Below are 18,047 nucleotides of genomic sequence, written 5' to 3' on the forward strand. Positions count from 1 at the left end.
CTCGCGACCCGCAGCCCGGCACCGCAGCCAGTCCATCTCTCCAGAATGGTGTACAGCCCCATGAACAGTCAGCACACCTTCCCCGGCGCCGGCGCCCACGGCCGGCTGGAGGCCCGCTACAACGGGCCCTCGGCGGAGGCCCGGTACGTCGTTCCGCGCTTCGTGGAGCGCACCTCGCAGGGCGTGCGGGAGTACGACCCGTACGCCAAGCTCTTCGAGGAGCGGGTGATCTTCCTCGGCGTGCAGATCGACGACGCCTCCGCCAACGACGTCATGGCGCAGCTGCTGTGCCTGGAGTCGATGGACCCGGACCGCGACATCTCGATCTACATCAACAGCCCGGGTGGTTCCTTCACGGCGCTGACGGCCATCTACGACACGATGCAGTTCGTCAAGCCGGACATCCAGACCGTCTGCATGGGCCAGGCCGCCTCCGCCGCGGCCGTGCTGCTCGCCGCCGGCACCCCCGGCAAGCGGATGGCGCTGCCCAACGCGCGGGTCCTGATCCACCAGCCGTACAGCGAGACCGGCCGCGGTCAGGTCTCCGACCTGGAGATCGCCGCCAACGAGGTGCAGCGCATGCGGACCCAGCTGGAGGAGATGCTCGCCAAGCACTCCAGCAAGCCGATCGAGCAGATCAGCCAGGACATCGAGCGCGACAAGATCCTCACCGCCGAGGAGTCGCTCGAGTACGGGCTGATCGACCAGATCATCTCCACCCGCAAGACCTCCGTGGACGTCTGAGCACTCCGCGGAATCGGGCGGTTCCCGCGGATTCCCTCCGAACATTTCCGCCCCCCTCGGGTCGAGTCGGTCCGAGGGGGGCCCGCTCGGGGGGTCGGGCAGGGTACCGTCATAAGGGGTCCGGGGGCCGCCCCCGCCAAGGCCCAGAGCAAGCACCCGGGTTCGTGGAACTCGACGGATCCCAGGCGAAGGAGAAGCACCTCGTGGCACGCATCGGTGACGGCGGCGATCTGCTCAAGTGCTCGTTCTGCGGCAAGAGCCAGAAGCAGGTGAAGAAGCTCATCGCGGGGCCGGGCGTCTACATCTGCGACGAGTGCATCGATCTCTGCAACGAGATCATCGAGGAGGAGCTCGCCGACTCCTCCGAGATGCGCTGGGACGAGCTGCCGAAGCCGCGCGAGATCTACGAGTTCCTCGACGGGTACGTCGTCGGCCAGGAGGCCGCCAAGAAGGCGCTTTCCGTCGCCGTCTACAACCACTACAAGCGGGTGCAGGCGGGCGAGAACAGCGGCTCGCAGGGCCGGGACGACGGCATCGAGCTCGCCAAGTCCAACATCCTCCTCCTGGGCCCCACCGGCTCCGGCAAGACGCTGCTGGCCCAGACCCTCGCCCGGATGCTGAACGTCCCCTTCGCCATCGCCGACGCCACCGCCCTGACCGAGGCCGGGTACGTGGGCGAGGACGTCGAGAACATCCTGCTGAAGCTGATCCAGGCCGCCGACTACGACGTCAAGAAGGCCGAAACCGGAATCATCTACATCGACGAGATCGACAAGGTCGCCCGCAAGAGCGAGAACCCCTCCATCACCCGGGACGTCTCCGGCGAGGGCGTCCAGCAGGCGCTGCTGAAGATCCTGGAGGGCACCACCGCCTCCGTGCCGCCGCAGGGCGGGCGCAAACACCCCCACCAGGAGTTCATCCAGATCGACACCACGAACGTGCTGTTCATCGTGGGCGGTGCCTTCGCCGGTCTGGAGAAGATCATCGAGGCCCGGGCGGGCGCCAAGGGCATCGGCTTCGGCGCCACGATCCGCTCCAAGCGCGAGATCGAGGCGAGCAACCAGTTCGAGGAGGTCATGCCCGAGGACCTGGTCAAGTTCGGCATGATCCCGGAGTTCATCGGCCGGCTGCCGGTCATCACCTCCGTCCACAACCTCGACCGCGAGGCCCTGCTGAAGATCCTGGTCGAGCCGCGCAACGCGCTGGTCAAGCAGTACCAGCGGCTCTTCGAGCTCGACGGGGTGGAGCTGGACTTCGACCGCCCGGCCCTGGAGGCCATCGCCGACCAGGCGATCCTGCGCGGCACCGGCGCCCGCGGTCTGCGCGCGATCATGGAGGAGGTGCTCCAGTCGGTGATGTACGAGGTGCCCTCCCGCAAGGACGTGGCGCGCGTGGTGATCACCGCCGACGTCGTCCACTCCAACGTCAACCCCACCCTGGTGCCCCGCTCCCGCGGCGACCAGGGCCAGGGCCCGCGCGAGAAGAGCGCATAGGGCCCGGGGGCCGTACGGCACCGACGCGGCGGGGGCCGCCCGGAGACTCTCCGGGCGGCCCCCGCCGCGTCGGTGGCGCGCCCGGCGCGGACCGGTGCGCGCGGCCGCGGTCCGCCCCGGGGGACGGCGCCCTCCGCCTGCCGGGCCGGACCTCCGGTCGATTCGAGACCGCCGCACGGCGGCCCGTACACTGGCCGTCGTGACCGAGAACACTCAGCAGAGCCCGACCCCCGCCGGGGCGGAGCCGTCGAACAGCGCCCATGCCAGTCTGCCGACCCAGTACGTGCCGGCCGAGGTGGAGGAGAAGCTGTACGAGCGCTGGGTAGAGCGCGGTTACTTCGAGGCGGACGCGGGAAGCGACAAGCCGCCCTACACGATCGTCATCCCCCCGCCCAACGTCACCGGCAGCCTGCACCTGGGCCACGCCTTCGAGCACACGCTGATCGACGCCCTCACCCGCCGCAAGCGGATGCAGGGCCACGAGACGCTGTGGCAGCCGGGCATGGACCACGCCGGCATCGCCACCCAGAACGTCGTCGAGCGCGAGCTGGCCAAGGAGGGCAAGTCCCGCCACGACCTGGGCCGCGAGGCGTTCGTCGAGCGCGTGTGGCGGTGGAAGTCGGAGTCCGGCGGCCAGATCTCCGGCCAGATGCGGCGCCTGGGCGACGGCGTCGCCTGGTCGCGCGAGCGCTTCACCATGGACGAGGGGCTCTCCCGGGCCGTCCAGACGATCTTCAAGCGGCTCTACGACGACGAGCTGATCTACCGGGCCGAGCGGATCATCAACTGGTGCCCGCGCTGCCTGACCGCCATCTCCGACATCGAGGTGGAGTACTCGGACGAGGACGGCGAGCTGGTCTCCATCCGCTACGGGGAGGGCGAGGCCTCCATCGTCGTGGCCACCACCCGCGCCGAGACGATGCTCGGCGACACCGCCGTGGCGGTCCACCCCGACGACGAGCGCTACGCCCACCTCGTCGGCACCGAGATCGAGCTGCCCCTGACCGGCCGCCGCATCCCCGTGGTCGCCGACGAGCACGTCGACCCCGAGTTCGGCACGGGCGCCGTCAAGGTCACCCCGGCCCACGACCCGAACGACTTCGAGATCGGCCGGCGCCACGACCTGCCCAGCCTGACGGTCATGGACGAGCACGCCGTGATCACCGCCCACGGCCCGTTCCAGGGCCTGGACCGGCTGGAGGCCCGTTCGGCGATCGTCGCCGCGCTGCGCGCCGAGGGGCGCGTCGTCGCCGAGAAGCGCCCCTACGTCCACTCCGTCGGCCACTGCTCGCGCTGCAAGACCACCATCGAGCCGCGGCTGTCCATGCAGTGGTGGGTCAAGGTCGGCCCGCTGGCCCAGGCCGCCGGGGACGCGGTGCGCGACGGCCGGGTCTCCATCCACCCCCAGGAGATGGAGAAGCGCTACTTCGACTGGGTCGACAACCTCCACGACTGGTGCATCTCCCGCCAGCTGTGGTGGGGCCACCGCATCCCGGTCTGGTACGGCCCGAACGGCGAGACGGTCTGCGTCGGCCCGGACGAGGAGCCGCCGAGCGGCGAGGGCTGGCACCAGGAGAGCGACGTCCTGGACACCTGGTTCTCCTCCGGCCTGTGGCCCTTCTCCACGCTCGGCTGGCCGGAGCGGACCGAGAGCCTGGAGAAGTTCTATCCGAACTCCGTCCTGGTCACCGGCTACGACATCCTCTTCTTCTGGGTCGCCCGGATGATGATGTTCGGCCTGTACGCGATGGACGGCACCCCGCCGTTCCACCAGATCGTGCTGCACGGCATGGTCCGCGACCAGTTCGGCAAGAAGATGTCGAAGTCCTTCGGCAACGCGGTCAACCCGCTGGACTGGATGGACACCTACGGCTCCGACGCGCTGCGCTTCACGCTCGCGCGCGGCGCCAACCCCGGCACCGACGTGCCCATCGGCGAGGACTGGGTCCAGGCGTCCCGCAACTTCGCCAACAAGATCTGGAACGCCACCCGCTTCGCGCTGATGAACGGCGCCACGGTCGAGGGCGGGCTGCCCGCGCCCGAGGAGCTCTCCGCGACCGACCGGTGGATCCTCTCCCGCCTGAACACGGTCGTTGCCGAGGTGGACGCGTACTACGACGACTACCAGTTCGCCAAGCTCTCCGACCTGCTGTACCACTTCGCCTGGGACGAGGTCTTCGACTGGTACGTCGAGCTGTCCAAGACCACCTTCGCCGAGGGCGGCGAGGCGGCCCGGCGCTCCGCCCGCGTCCTGGGCGAGGTCCTCGACACCACGCTGCGGCTGCTCCACCCGGTGATGCCGTTCGTCACCGAGACGCTGTGGACGACGCTGACGGGCGGCGAGTCCGTCGTGATCGCCGACTGGCCGGCCGACTCCGGCTTCCGCGACGCCGCGGCCGAGCGGGAGATCGCCACGCTCCGGCAGGTGATCACCGAGGTCCGCCGCTTCCGCGGCGACCAGGGCCTCCAGCCCGGCCAGCGCGTCCCGGCCCGGCTCACCCTGGAGGGGGCTCTGGCGGCGCACGAGGCGGCCATCCGCTCCCTGTCGCGCCTGCAGCCCGAGGGCGAGGGCTTCCAGCCCACCGCGTCCCTGCCGGTGGCGGGTGCGAAGGTCGAGCTGGACCTCTCCGGCGCGATCGACTTCGCGGCCGAGCGCAAGCGGCTGGCGAAGGACCTGGCGGCGGCGGAGAAGGAGCTGGCGCAGACCACGGCCAAGCTCGGCAACGAGGGGTTCCTCGCCAAGGCCCCCGACCACGTGGTGGAGAAGATCCGGGGCCGCAAGGCGCAGGCCGAGGCGGACATCGCCCGGATCACCGCCCAGCTGGACGCGCTCCCGCAGGGCTGAGAACCGCCGCGGGCGGGTAGAGGGACCCGTACGGCGAGAGAGCGGCAGCCGCCACGCCCGGGCCGGGCGTGGCGGCTGCCGCCGTCTCCGTACACTGAAACGGTGAGCGAGCACCCTCCGCAGGACCCGCACGACGGCCCCGACGACGGCACCGGTGAGGGCGGCGGCCCCGACGAGCCCCTGGACCGGTTCGAGGAGATCGTCGACGCCGAGACCGAACGGGACCCCGACCTGGCGGTGATCGAGGCGGGCAGCCGTACCCTGCGCACCCAGGCCGGGCCGCCCCCGGGCGACCTGCCCACCCGGCCGGAGAACCCGGAGCTGGACCGCGAGCTGCGCCGGGTGGAGGCCGAACTGGCCGGGCGCTGGCCGGAGACGAGGCTGGAGCCGTCCCTGGAGCGGATCGCCGCGCTGATGGACGTCCTGGGCGAGCCGCAGCGCTCCTACCCCGCCATCCACATCACCGGCACCAACGGCAAGACCTCCACCGCCCGGATGATCGAGGCGCTGCTCGGCGCGTTCGAGCTGCGCACGGGCCGCTACAGCAGCCCGCACGTGCAGTCCGTGACGGAGCGGATCAGCCTGGACGGCGCGCCGATCTCCGCCGAGCGCTTCATCGAGACCTACGAGGACCTCAGGCCGTACGTGGAGATGGTGGACGCCTCCTCCGAGCACCGCCTGTCCTTCTTCGAGGTGCTGACCGGCATGGCCTACGCCGCCTTCGCCGACGCGCCCGTGGACGTGGCGGTCGTCGAGGTCGGCATGGGCGGCAGCTGGGACGCCACCAACGTGATCGACGCGGGTGTCGCCGTCGTCACCCCCATCTCCCTGGACCACACCGACCGGCTGGGCTCGACGCCGGAGGAGATCGCGCGGGAGAAGTCCGGCATCGTCAAGCAGGGCGCCACCGTCGTCCTGGCCCAGCAGCCGGTGGAGGCCGCCTCGGTGATCCTGCGCAAGGCCGTGGAGGCGGACGCCGCGGTCGCCCGCGAGGGCCTGGAGTTCGGCGTGGTCTCCCGCGAGGTCGCCGTCGGCGGCCAGCTGCTGACGCTGCGCGGACTGGGCGGGGAGTACCCGGAGGTGTTCCTGCCGCTGCACGGTGTCCACATGGCGCACAACGCCGCCGTGGCGCTCGCCGCGGCCGAGGCGTTCTTCGGCATCGGCTCCGAGCACGCCCGCACCCTGGACATCGACACCGTCCGCACCGCCTTCGCCTCCGTGACCTCCCCGGGCCGCCTGGAGGTGGTGCGCCGCAGCCCCACCGTCGTGCTGGACGCCGCGCACAACCCGGCCGGCGCCCAGGCCGCCGCCGCGGCGGTCACCGAGGCGTTCGGCTTCAGCCGGCTCGTCGGGGTGGTCGCCCCCAGCGCCGAGAAGGACGTGCGCGGGCTGCTGGAGGCCTTCGAGCCGATCTTCGCCGAGGTCGTGGTGACCCGCAACGCCACCACCCGCGCCATGGACGTGGACGAGCTGGCCGCCCTGGCCGTCGAGGTCTTCGGCGAGGAGCGGGTCCAGGTCGAGCCCCGGCTGGACGACGCGCTGGAGGCCGCCATCACCCTGGCCGAGGAGGAGGGCGAGTACGCCGGCGCGGGCGTGCTGGTCACCGGCTCGGTCTTCACCGTCGGCGAGGCCCGGCTGCTGCTCGGAAAGGACAGGTGACGACGGTGCGTACCCTCTGCGCCTCCACGCTCGTCGGGGAGTTCCTGGTCATCGGTTTCGCCTCGCTGGTGGCGATGCGGCTCGGCGACCTGCCGGCCTCCACGGTGTGGACGGTCGGCGGCGTGGCGATGGCGCTGTGCCTGCTGCTGTGCGGGATGGTCGGCCGGCCCGGCGCGCTCCAGCTGGGCTGGGCGCTCCAGATCGGCCTGATCGCCTCCGGCTTCGTCGTCCCGGCGATGTTCTTCCTCGGCGCGCTCTTCGCCGGGCTGTGGTGGGCGTCGGTCCACTTCGGCCGGAAGATCGACGAGGCGAAGGCCCGCTTCGCGGCCGGGTCCGACACGGCCTGACGGCGGTGGCGACGGGTGCCGCCGGGGCGCCGCCGGCCTGCCTGTACCCTCTGAGCACTTGTGAACAACCCCCGGAACCGCCGATTCCCCAAGGAGCCGCCGACCATGAGCCAGCGCACCCTCGTCCTCCTCAAGCCCGACGCCGTCCGGCGGGGGCTGATCGGTGAGATCGTCGGACGCATCGAGCGCAAGGCCGGATGGACGATCAGTGCCCTGGAGCTGCGGACGCTGGACCGCGAGACCCTGGAGCAGCACTACGCCGAGCACGTCGGCCGCCCCTTCTACGAGCCGCTGCTCGAGTTCATGACCTCCGGCCCGGCCGTGGTGATGGTGGTCGAGGGCGAAAGGGTGATCGAGGGGATGCGCGCACTGGCGGGCCCGACCGACCCGATCGCCGCGGCGCCCGGCTCCATCCGGGGGGATTTCGGAACGATCGTGCGTGAGAACCTCATTCACGCGTCCGACTCGGAGGAGTCCTCCGAACGGGAAGTGAAGATTTTCTTTCCCGCCCACTCCTGACGGCACGCCACACCTGCAAACCTCTTGACCTGGGGCGATCGATCCAATTCGATCGCCCCATCGTGGATTCGCCTCCGGACGGGGGAACGAATCACCCGGACGCGACGTCATCACATACAGGGATGACTCGCGTTCCGCCGACAATGACGGAGGAGGAACCCTCTCACCGCGTTCGAACGAGCGCGACTACGATGGAAACTTCTCCGGGCCCCGCAGCGCACGCTGTCGTCCTCCCCTCACATCGCTCCAGTCGGAAGGCCTGACGTATCCTCATGGCGAACAACATGTCGTTCATCGGCCGTGACATGGCTGTCGACCTCGGGACCGCCAACACGCTGGTGTACGTCAGGGGTCGCGGGATCGTTCTCAACGAGCCATCGGTCGTCGCCATCAACACCAACACCGGCGGAATCCTCGCGGTCGGCGCCGAGGCGAAGAAGATGATCGGCCGTACCCCGGGCAACATCGTGGCGGTCCGCCCCCTCAAGGACGGGGTGATCGCGGACTTCGAGATCACCGAGCGGATGCTCCGCTACTTCATCCTCAAGATTCACAAGCGGCGCTATCTCGCACGCCCCCGGGTCGTGGTCTGCGTTCCGTCCGGCATCACGGGCGTCGAGCGCCGCGCGGTCATCGAGGCGTCCACCCAGGCCGGGGCCCGCCAGGTGCACATCATCGAGGAGCCGATGGCCGCCGCGATCGGGTCGGGGCTGCCGGTCCACGAGGCGACGGGCAACATGGTCGTCGACATCGGCGGCGGCACCACCGAGGTCGCGGTGATCTCCCTGGGCGGGATCGTCACGGCGCAGTCCATCCGCGTCGCGGGCGACGAGCTGGACAACGCGATCATCCAGCACATCAAGAAGGAGTACAGCCTCCTGCTGGGCGAGCGCTCGGCCGAGAGCATCAAGATCACCATCGGTTCGGCCTACGACCTGGAAGAGGACGAGCACACCGAGATCCGCGGCCGCGATCTGGTCAGCGGATTGCCGAAGACCGTGGTGATCTCGGCCGCCGAGGTGCGCAAGGCGATCGAGGAACCCGTCAACTCCATCGTGGACGCGGTGAAGACCACCCTCGACAAGTGCCCGCCGGAGCTCTCCGGCGACATCATGGACCGCGGCATCGTGCTCACCGGCGGCGGCGCCCTGCTGCGCGGCCTGGACGAGCGGCTGCGGCGCGAGACGGGCATGCCCATCCACATCGCCGAGAACCCGCTGGACTCGGTGGCACTGGGGTCGGGCAAGTGCGTCGAGGAGTTCGAGGCCCTCCAGCAGGTGCTGGACGCGCAGCCGCGCAGGTGACGCCGGCGGGCCGGCCGGCCCGCCCGCACCCCCCCGCCGTCCGCCGCGAAGACCCCGGCGGACGGACCGGGCGCAGAGGTCAACACCACGGTCAGACAAGTCCAACAAGGGGAAGGCACGGCCGTCGCACGTGAGGGATACACGAGAGAGCCGGCTGCTGCTCGTTCTGCTGGTCGCCATCGCGTTCGCACTGATCACGGTGGACATCCGGGGCGGTGAGCGGTCTCCGCTGGACGGCGCGCGGCAGGTCGCCGCGTCCGTCCTCGGCCCGGTGGAGAACGGCGTGGCGGGCGCGGTCGATCCGGTGGGCAACGCCATCGCGGCGGTGCGGGACTCCGGCGAGCGGTACGACCGGATCAGCGCGCTGGAGCGGGAGAACGCCGAGCTGAAGCAGGAACTCGCCGCCTCCGACCGCGACGGCTCCCGCGCCGAGCAACTGGAGAGGCTGCTGAAGACCGCGGGGGCCGGCCGGTACGGCGTCAAGGCCGCCCAGGTCATCGGGATCGGCGCCGCCCAGGGATTCTCCTGGACGGTCACGCTCGACGTCGGGGAGCGCGACGGGATCAGGCGCGACATGACCGTCATCAACGGCGACGGGCTCGTCGGCCGCGTCACCACCGTCGGGCCGAGCACCTCGACCGTGCTGCTCGCCAACGACCCCGACTTCACCGTCGGCACCCGGCTGGAGGGCACCGGCGAGCTGGGCTTCGCCAACGGGCGCGGCGACAGCGCGCTGACCGTCCAGCTCCTCAACAGCAAGGCCGAGGTGAAGAGGGGCGATCGCCTGGTCACCTTCGGCTCCAGCAACGACCGGCCGTTCGTGCCCGGGGTGCCGGTCGGCGAGGTCATCCAGGTCGCCCCGCACAGCGGCGGCCTCACCCGGACGGTGCGGGTGCGGCCCTACGTCGGCTTCACCAAGCTCGACGTCGTCGGCGTCGTCGTCAGGGCGCCCCGGACCGACCCGCGCGACGCAGTGCTCCCGCCGAAGCCGAAGACCGAGCCCGCCCCCACGGTCACGGTGACCGTCACCCCCTCCGCGGGAGCCGACCCGTCCGCAGCGGCCACGCCCTCCGGCGGGGCCGCTCCCGCCGACGGAGCCGCGCCCAGCCCCGGCCCCTCCAGGAGCTGACCCAAGCGATGCACCTCAACCGGATCCTGCTCTCCGCCGTACTCACCGTCGTCGCCCTGGTGGTCCAGGTCAGCGTGCTGGCCCGGCTCCAGCTGCCCGGCGCCGTCCCCGACCTGCTGCTGCTGACCGTCCTGGCCCTGGCCCTGGTCTACGGCCCCACCGGCGGCGCCCTGGTCGGTTTCGGGGCCGGCCTGCTGGCCGACCTCGCCCCGCCCGCCGACCACGCGGTGGGCCGCTACGCCCTGGTGCTGTGCGTGGTCGGCTACGCCGCCGGACTGACCAAGCCGGAGAGCGGCCGGCACCGCTCGGCCACCGTGCCGATGCTGGTCGTGGCGGGCGCCGCGCTCTCCTCCACGCTGCTGTACGCGGGCGTCGGCGCGCTGGTCGGCGACACCGCCGCCCGCCACGTCGGCCTGGGCGTGCTGCTGACGACGGCCACCGTCTACGACCTGCTGCTGGCGCCCTTCACCGTTCCGGCGGTCATGGCCCTGGCCCGCCGCACCGAGCACGACCCGTTCGCCGAGGCGGCGGGCGGCAGCGCGGCCGACAGCCCCGGCGGCCGCGGCCTGCTCGGCACCGGCGGGCGGCTGCGCGGCCGCGCCGGCGGCCTCGGCGCGGCCCGCGGCGGCGGGGGCCGGCGCGGCGGGCTGCTGGTCAGGTCCCCCAGGAGCGGGACGGGACGGATCAAGGGCGTCAAGCGACTGTGACGGAGGCGGAGCAGTGAGCAACATCCCCGAGACCGGGCGCACGCCCCGGGTCACCATCCGGCTGGTCGCCATCCAGGTCCTGGTCTTCTCCCTGATGCTCACCCTCGGCGGGCGGCTGTGGTACCTCCAGATCCGCAACGGCGAGGAGTACGCGGAGAAGGCCGCGGGCAACCACGTCCAGCAGGTCGTCCAGCCCGCCGTGCGCGGCGCCATCCTGGACGCACGCGGTGTGCCGCTGGCCGACAACGAGACCCGGCTGGTGGTCTCCGCCAGCCGCACCGAGCTGATGAAGATGCCGGACGGCGGCAAGGCGGTGCTCACCCGGCTCGCCGACGTCCTGGGCATGACCTACAAGGAGATCTCCGAGAAGATCCGCCTGTGCAACGCGGAGACCCCGCAGCCCTGCTGGAACGGCTCCCCCTACCAGCCGATCCCGGTCACCGACGAGGCCACCACGCAGCAGGCGCTCCAGATCCGCGAACGCCAGGAGGACTTCCCCGGCATCACCGCCGAGCCCACCGCCGTCCGCCGCTACCCGGCCCCCTACGGCGCCAAGACCTCGCAGGTCCTCGGCTACCTCTCGCCCGTCACCGACGAGGAGATCGAGCAGACCAAGGACGGCGACTCCCCGCTGCTCAGCTCCGACCAGGTCGGCCGCTCCGGCCTGGAGCGCCAGTACGACTCCGCGCTGCGCGGCGACGCGGGCGTGACGCGGTACCGGGTGGACAACCTGGGCCGGGTCATCGGGGAGGCCGAGAACGACGCGGCCGAGCCGGGCTCCAGCCTGGTCACCAGCATCGACGCGCGCGTCCAGGCCGTCGCCGAGAAGGAGCTGGCGCTGGCGATGAAGGAGGCCCGCAAGCAGTTCGACGACAACACCGGCAGGAACTACGAGGCCGACGCCGGCGCGGTCGTGGTGATGGAGGCCAAGACCGGCCGCATCGTGGCGATGGCCTCCCTGCCGGACTACGACCCCAACGTCTGGGTCGGCGGCATCTCCGCCAAGGACTACGCCGCCCTCACCGGCAAGGAGTCCAACTACCCGCTGCTCAACCGGGCGATCCAGGGGCAGGCGGCACCCGGCTCGATCTTCAAGGTGATCCCGACCGCCGCGGCCGTCAAGGCCGGCTACGAGTTCGACGGGCGCTACAACTGCTCGTCCTCGTACAGCATCGGCGGCCAGGTCTTCAAGAACTTCGAGTCGCAGAACCACGGCATGATCGACCTCGGCCGGGCCCTGGAGGTCTCCTGCGACACCGTCTACTACGCCCTGGCCCACCAGGAGTGGAAGAGGGACGGCGGGATCGACCCGAAGAAGAACCCGAACGACTGGTTCTACAAGATGGCCCACGAGTTCGGCCTGGGGAAGCTCACCGGGATCGACCTGCCCAACGAGGTCACCGGCCGCGTGCCCGACCGCAGGTGGAAGCGGGAGTACTGGGAGGCCAACAAGGACTCCTGGTGCAAGTACGGCAAGAAGGACGGGGACTACGTCGAGAAGATCGCGTACGAGAACTGCCTGGAGGGCAACAAACTCCGCGCGGGCGACAGCGTCAACTACTCCATCGGCCAGGGCGACACCCTGGTGACGCCCATCCAGATGGCGACCATCTACGCGGCCCTCAGCAACGGCGGCACCGTCCACGAGCCCACCGTCGGCAAGGCGGTCATCAGCCCGGACGGCAAGAGGGTCAGGGAGATCCGGCCGAAGGAGCGGGGCAGGCTGCCGATAGACCGCACCACCCTGAGGCAGATGGACGAGGCGCTGGAGGGCGTGGCCACCCGGGGCACCGCCGCCTGGCGCTTCGCCGACACCGGCTGGCCGCAGGACAAGATCCCCATGCACGCCAAGACCGGTACGGCCGAGGTCCACGGCAAGCAGACCACCTCCTGGTTCGCCACCTACACCGACGAGTACGCGATCGTGATGACGATCTCCCAGGGCGGTACCGGATCCGGCGCCTCCGGCCCGGCCGTGCGCAACATCTACGACGCGCTGTACGGCGTGGACGACGACGGGAAGATCCACCGGGACAGGGCGCTGCTGCCCCGTCCGCAGAAGGAACTCCCCAGGATCACCCCCGACGGCACCATCGAGGCCCAGCGCCAGAAGGGCTTCAAGCCGTGAGCACCCACTCCTACAACGGGCGGCCCTGGCAGGAGCGGTCGACCTGGAGCAAGATCACCGCGCGTGACTCCCTCGTCCGCCGCCTGGACTGGATACTGCTGCTGGCCTGCGTGGCCCTGTCGGTCCTGGGCTCCCTGCTGGTGTGGTCCGCCACCCGCAACCGCACCGAGCTCAACGAGGGCGACCCGCACCACTTCCTGTGGCGCCACCTGATCAGCCTCGCCATCGGCATCGCCCTGGCCGTCGGCACGATCTGGCTCGGCCACCGCCGGCTGCGCAGCGCCGTCCCCGTGCTGTACGTGCTGTCGGTGCTGCTGACGCTGCTGGTGCTCACCCCGCTGGGCGCCACGATCAACGGCCAGCGGGCCTGGCTGGACTTCGGCGGCGGCCTCTCCCTCCAGCCCGCCGAGTTCGCCAAGATCACCATCATCCTGGGCATGGCGATGCTGCTGGCGGCCCGGGTCGACGCCGGTGACCGGGTCCACCCGGACCACAGCACGGTGGTGCAGGCCCTGGGGCTGGCCGCCGTGCCGATCGCGGTCGTGATGCTGATGCCCGACATGGGCTCGGTGATGGTGCTGGTCGTGATCGTGCTCGGAGTGCTGCTGGCCTCGGGCGCGTCCAACCGCTGGATCATCGGCCTGCTGGCCGCCGGCGGCGTCGGCGCCGTCCTGGTCTGGCAGCTCGGCGTGCTCGACGACTACCAGATCAAGCGCTTCGCCGCGTTCGCCAACCCGGCCCTGGACCCGGCCGGCGCCGGCTACAACACCAACCAGGCCCGCATCGCCATCGGCTCCGGCGGCCTCCACGGCAAGGGCCTGTTCGAGGGCACCCAGACCACCGGCCGGTTCGTGCCCGAGCAGCAGACCGACTTCGTCTTCACCGTCGCGGGGGAGGAGCTGGGCTTCCTCGGCGCCGGGCTGATCATCTTCCTGATCGGCGTGGTGCTGTGGCGGGCCTGCCGCATCGCCCGCGAGACGACCGAGCTGTACGGCACGGTCGTCGCCGCCGGGATCATCGCCTGGTTCGCCTTCCAGTCCTTCGAGAACATCGGCATGACCATGGGCATCATGCCGGTCGCCGGGCTGCCGCTGCCCTTCGTCAGCTACGGGGGCACCGCGATGTTCGCGGTCTGGATCGCCGTCGGGCTGCTCCAGTCGATCCGGGTGCAGCGCCCCGTGTCCGCCTGACCGGCCGGCGGCGCGGGGCCCGCCCCGGCAGGCGTTACGCTGGATGACCGCGTCCGTCCGCGCGCCCGAGCGCGGGCCGGTCCCCCAGAACCCAGCATCCGAGGACACCACCCATGCCTGTCGAGTCGGTCTTCCCGCGCCTGGAGGCCCTCCTCCCGCACGTCCAGAAGCCGATCCAGTACGTCGGCGGAGAGCTGAACTCCACCGTCAAGGACTGGGACGCCTGCGATGTCCGCTGGGCCCTGATGTATCCCGACGCCTACGAGGTGGGCCTGCCCAACCAGGGCGTCATGATCCTCTACGAGGTCCTCAACGAGCGCGAGGGCGTGCTCGCCGAGCGCACCTACAGCGTCTGGCCCGACCTCGAGAAGCTCATGCGCGAGCACGGCGTCCCGCAGTTCACCGTGGACGCCCACCGCCCGGTCGGCGCCTTCGACCTGTTCGGCGTCTCCTTCTCCACCGAGCTGGGCTACACCAACCTGCTCACCGCCCTGGACCTGGCGGGCATCCCGCTGGAGGCGCGGGAGCGCGGCCTGGACCACCCGGTGGTCGTCGCCGGCGGCCACGCCGCCTTCAACCCCGAGCCGATCGCCGACTACATCGACTGCGCGGTCATCGGCGACGGCGAGCAGGCCGTGCTGGAGATCACCGCCATCGTCCGGGAGTGGAAGGCCGCCGGCCGCCCCGGGGGCCGCGAGGAGCTGCTGCTGCGCCTGGCCAGGACCGGCGGCGTGTACGTGCCCGGCTTCTACGACGTGGAGTACCTGCCCGACGGCCGCATCGCCCGCGTCGTCCCCAACCGCTCCGGCGTGCCGTGGCGGGTCTCCAAGCACACCGTCATGGACCTCGACGAGTGGCCCTACCCCAAGCAGCCCCTGGTGCCGCTGGCCGAGACCGTCCACGAGCGGATGAGCGTGGAGATCTTCCGCGGCTGCACCCGCGGCTGCCGCTTCTGCCAGGCGGGAATGATCACCCGCCCGGTGCGCGAGCGCTCCATCACCGGCATCGGCGAGATGGTCGAGAAGGGCCTGAGGAACACCGGCTTCGAGGAGGTCGGCCTGCTGTCGCTGTCGTCGGCCGACCACAGCGAGATCGGCGACATCGCCAAGGGCCTGGCCGACCGCTACGAGGACGACAAGATCGGTCTGTCGCTGCCCTCCACCCGGGTGGACGCCTTCAACATCGACCTGGCCAACGAGCTGACCCGCAACGGCCGCCGCTCCGGGCTGACCTTCGCCCCCGAGGGCGGCAGCGAGCGGATCCGCAAGGTCATCAACAAGATGGTCTCCGAGGAGGACCTGATCCGCACCGTCGCCACCGCCTACGGCAACGGCTGGCGGCAGGTGAAGCTGTACTTCATGTGCGGCCTGCCCACCGAGACCGACGACGACGTGCTGCAGATCGCCGACATGGCCGCCAAGGTCATCTCCAAGGGCCGCGAGGTCTCCGGCTCCAACGACATCCGCTGCACCGTCTCCATCGGGGGCTTCGTGCCCAAGCCCCACACCCCCTTCCAGTGGGCGCCGCAGCTGTCGGCGGAGGAGACCGACGCCCGCCTGGAGAAGCTGCGCGAGAGGATCCGCGCCGACAAGCGGTACGGCCGTTCCATCGGCTTCCGCTACCACGACGGCAAGCCCGGCATCGTCGAGGGCCTGCTCTCGCGCGGCGACCGCCGCGTCGGGGACGTCATCCGGGCCGTCTACGAGGCCGGGGGCCGTTTCGACGGCTGGCGCGAGCACTTCTCCTACGACCTGTGGATGGAGTGCGCCGAGCGCGCCCTGGCCCCCCACGGCGTGGACGTCGACTGGTACACCACGCGCGAGCGCACCTACGAGGAGGTCCTGCCCTGGGACCACCTCGACTCCGGGCTCGACAAGGACTGGCTGTGGGACGACTGGCAGGACGCCCTCGACGAGACCGAGGTCGAGGACTGCCGCTGGACCCCCTGTTTCGACTGCGGCGTGTGCCCGCAGATGGGCACCGAGATCCAGATCGGCCCGACCGGCAGGAAGCTGCTGCCCCTGACGGTGGTCAACGAGTAGGGCGGCGGGGCGCGCACCGCGCCCCGGGACCGCTCCTCGTTTCGACTGCGGCGTGTGCCCGCAGGTGGGCACCGAGATCCAGATCGGCCCGACCGGCAGGAAGCTGCTGCCCCTGACGGTCGTCAACGAGTAGGGCGGCGGGGCGCGCACCGCGCCCCGGGACCGCTCCTCCCCGCCTCCGGCCGGCGGACGCCCGCTGGCCGGAGGCGGTCGCGTACTGCGACACTGCCGTCCATGCCGGAACTGATCACGCCCGACGTGCGCGTGCACGCCTCCTTCGTCGAGGCCATGGAGGAGTTCGCCGCCGAAGGCCGCGGGACGCCGGAGGACGGAACGATGGTCGGCCGCGACATCCTCGTCTGGCGCGACCGGTGGCGGGATCCGGAGGCCTTCGCCGAGTACGTGGCCGCCGTCCGGGCCGACGCAGGGGAGGGCGCCCCGCGCCCCGCCGGCCACGTCCCCTGCACCACCCTGTGGTGGGTCGACGGCGTCACCTACCTGGGCCGCATCGCGATCCGCCACAGGCTCAACACCTTCCTCCTCGACTACGGCGGCCACATCGGCTACGACGTGCGCGCCTCCGCCCGGCGCCGCGGCCACGCCACCGCCATGCTGCGCGCCGCCCTGCCCGTGGTCCGCTCGCTGGGCATCGACCCGGTCCTGATCACCTGCGACGACACCAACACGGCCTCCCGCCGGGTCATCGAGAAGTGCGGTGGTGTCTTCGAGGACCAGCGCGGGAAGAAGCTGCGGTACTGGGTGGCCACGGGTCCCGACGGGGCACGGCCCGGGAGGCTCGCGAACGCCGGCGAGTAGGCTGGTGGGTAGGTACGGGCCTGCCGGCCCCGCACCGGCGGGGACGGCCCGGCCGCCAGTGTTCGACCGAGGGGCGCTCGGCGCCACCCCGCAGCAAGGAGAAGGATCCTGGGCAAGCGACAGCCCGAAGGCCCGCCGCCCGCACCCGCGGTGCAGCGCATCCGCCTGCGCTACACCAAGCGCGGCCGCCTCCGGTTCACCAGCCACCGCGACTTCCAGCGCGCGTTCGAGCGGGCACTCCGCAGGGCCGAGGTGCCCATGGCGTACTCGGCGGGCTTCACCCCGCATCCGAAGGTCTCGTACGCCAACGCGGCACCGACGGGCACGGGCAGCGAGGCCGAGTACCTGGAGATCGCCCTCACCGAGCGGCGCGACCCGGAGGTGCTGCGGAGGCAGCTCGACGAGTCGCTCCCCGGCGGGCTCGACGTCGTCGACGCGGTGGAGGCCCGCACCTCCGGCTTCGCGGACCGGCTCACGGCCTCCTGCTGGGAGCTGCGCCTCGACGGGGTGGAGCCCGGGGAGGCGGAGAAGGCCGTCGCGGTCTTCCTGGCCGCCGACTCCGTCGAGGTCCAGCGGCAGACCAAGAAGGGCGTGCGCACGTTCGACACACGGGCCGCGGTGGCCTCACTGGAGGTCGTCCCGGCCGGGTCCGATAGGCCCGGAGAGGGTCCCTGTGCGATACTGCGCCTGGTGGTACGGCACCTGACACCTGCCGTGCGACCCGACGACGTCCTGTCCGGCCTCCGAGCTACGGCCGACCTGGCGCCGCCGGTCCCCGCAGCGGTGACCAGGCTGGCGCAGGGGCCGCTCGATGAGGAGACCGGCACGGTGACCGATCCGTTCGCGCCCGACCGCGACGCAACACCAGCCGCGACGGCGCCGGAAGGCACCGCGTAGGCCGACGCCGCCGCGCCGCCGACGAGCGAGGCACCAGGGAGCCACCCGGGTCCGGCCGTCAGGCAGGCGCATCCATCAGCAGACTTTCGCCGTAGCCGAGCCGGATGGCACGGAACCGGCGAGCGAGACGACAAGCTCCCGTGCGGCGCCCGCGCCCCGGACAGCGGCCCGCGCACATCACGCGGAGCCCGACCGGACCGAGGCGCGGCGCCCGGGAGCGTGACGGG

14 protein-coding genes are annotated in these 18,047 nt (G+C 71.4%); all 14 read left to right on the forward strand.

The window, feature by feature from the left end; genetic code table 11:
* The first annotated feature begins 60 nt into the window (after positions 1 to 60).
* Positions 61 to 744: an ATP-dependent Clp protease proteolytic subunit gene (locus ACFSJS_RS00270; RefSeq protein WP_380895318.1), complete on the forward strand. Its 684-nt coding sequence runs from the start codon at positions 61 to 63 to the stop codon at positions 742 to 744.
* A 203-nt stretch (positions 745 to 947) separates the two neighbouring features.
* Entirely contained in the window at positions 948 to 2,237 is a 1,290-nt protein-coding gene (clpX, locus tag ACFSJS_RS00275) for an ATP-dependent Clp protease ATP-binding subunit ClpX (RefSeq protein WP_380895320.1), read from the forward strand.
* Between the two features lie 199 nt (positions 2,238 to 2,436).
* Entirely contained in the window at positions 2,437 to 5,082 is a 2,646-nt protein-coding gene (locus tag ACFSJS_RS00280) for a valine--tRNA ligase (RefSeq protein WP_380895322.1), read from the forward strand.
* Positions 5,083 to 5,184: 102 nt separating this feature from the next.
* Complete coding sequence (folC, locus tag ACFSJS_RS00285; RefSeq protein ID WP_380895324.1) at positions 5,185 to 6,741, forward strand: bifunctional tetrahydrofolate synthase/dihydrofolate synthase; 1,557 nt, start codon at positions 5,185 to 5,187, stop codon at positions 6,739 to 6,741.
* Positions 6,742 to 6,746: 5 nt separating this feature from the next.
* Positions 6,747 to 7,088 (forward strand): DUF4233 domain-containing protein, encoded by a 342-nt coding sequence (locus ACFSJS_RS00290; protein WP_380896723.1) that lies wholly within the window; start codon positions 6,747 to 6,749, stop codon positions 7,086 to 7,088.
* 105 nt (positions 7,089 to 7,193) lie between these two features.
* On the forward strand, positions 7,194 to 7,607 hold the full coding sequence (gene ndk, locus ACFSJS_RS00295; protein WP_380895326.1) for a nucleoside-diphosphate kinase: 414 nt from the start codon (positions 7,194 to 7,196) through the stop codon (positions 7,605 to 7,607).
* Between the two features lie 284 nt (positions 7,608 to 7,891).
* Entirely contained in the window at positions 7,892 to 8,911 is a 1,020-nt protein-coding gene (locus tag ACFSJS_RS00300) for a rod shape-determining protein (RefSeq protein WP_380896726.1), read from the forward strand.
* Between the two features lie 130 nt (positions 8,912 to 9,041).
* A complete protein-coding gene (gene mreC / locus ACFSJS_RS00305; RefSeq protein WP_380895328.1) occupies positions 9,042 to 10,040 on the forward strand; it encodes a rod shape-determining protein MreC in 999 nt (332 codons plus the stop codon).
* Positions 10,041 to 10,048: 8 nt separating this feature from the next.
* Entirely contained in the window at positions 10,049 to 10,747 is a 699-nt protein-coding gene (mreD, locus tag ACFSJS_RS00310) for a rod shape-determining protein MreD (RefSeq protein WP_380895330.1), read from the forward strand.
* 13 nt (positions 10,748 to 10,760) lie between these two features.
* Positions 10,761 to 12,875: a penicillin-binding protein 2 gene (gene mrdA / locus ACFSJS_RS00315; RefSeq protein WP_380895333.1), complete on the forward strand. Its 2,115-nt coding sequence runs from the start codon at positions 10,761 to 10,763 to the stop codon at positions 12,873 to 12,875.
* The gene (rodA, locus tag ACFSJS_RS00320; RefSeq protein WP_380895336.1) at positions 12,872 to 14,065 is read left to right on the forward strand and encodes a rod shape-determining protein RodA; all 1,194 of its coding nucleotides are present in this window, start codon (positions 12,872 to 12,874) and stop codon (positions 14,063 to 14,065) included. Before mrdA ends, rodA begins: the two co-directional genes overlap by 4 nt.
* 113 nt (positions 14,066 to 14,178) lie before the next feature.
* Positions 14,179 to 16,107, forward strand: a complete 1,929-nt coding sequence (locus tag ACFSJS_RS00325; protein WP_380895339.1) for a TIGR03960 family B12-binding radical SAM protein — start codon at positions 14,179 to 14,181, stop codon at positions 16,105 to 16,107.
* Positions 16,108 to 16,341: 234 nt separating this feature from the next.
* Complete coding sequence (locus ACFSJS_RS00330) at positions 16,342 to 16,923, forward strand: GNAT family N-acetyltransferase (protein ID WP_380895341.1); 582 nt, start codon at positions 16,342 to 16,344, stop codon at positions 16,921 to 16,923.
* Between the two features lie 150 nt (positions 16,924 to 17,073).
* Positions 17,074 to 17,820 (forward strand): TIGR03936 family radical SAM-associated protein, encoded by a 747-nt coding sequence (locus ACFSJS_RS00335; protein WP_380895344.1) that lies wholly within the window; start codon positions 17,074 to 17,076, stop codon positions 17,818 to 17,820.
* Positions 17,821 to 18,047: the final 227 nt, after the last annotated feature.

This window comes from Streptomyces desertarenae (assembly GCF_042681365.1).
Lineage (GTDB): Bacteria > Actinomycetota > Actinomycetes > Streptomycetales > Streptomycetaceae > Streptomyces > Streptomyces desertarenae.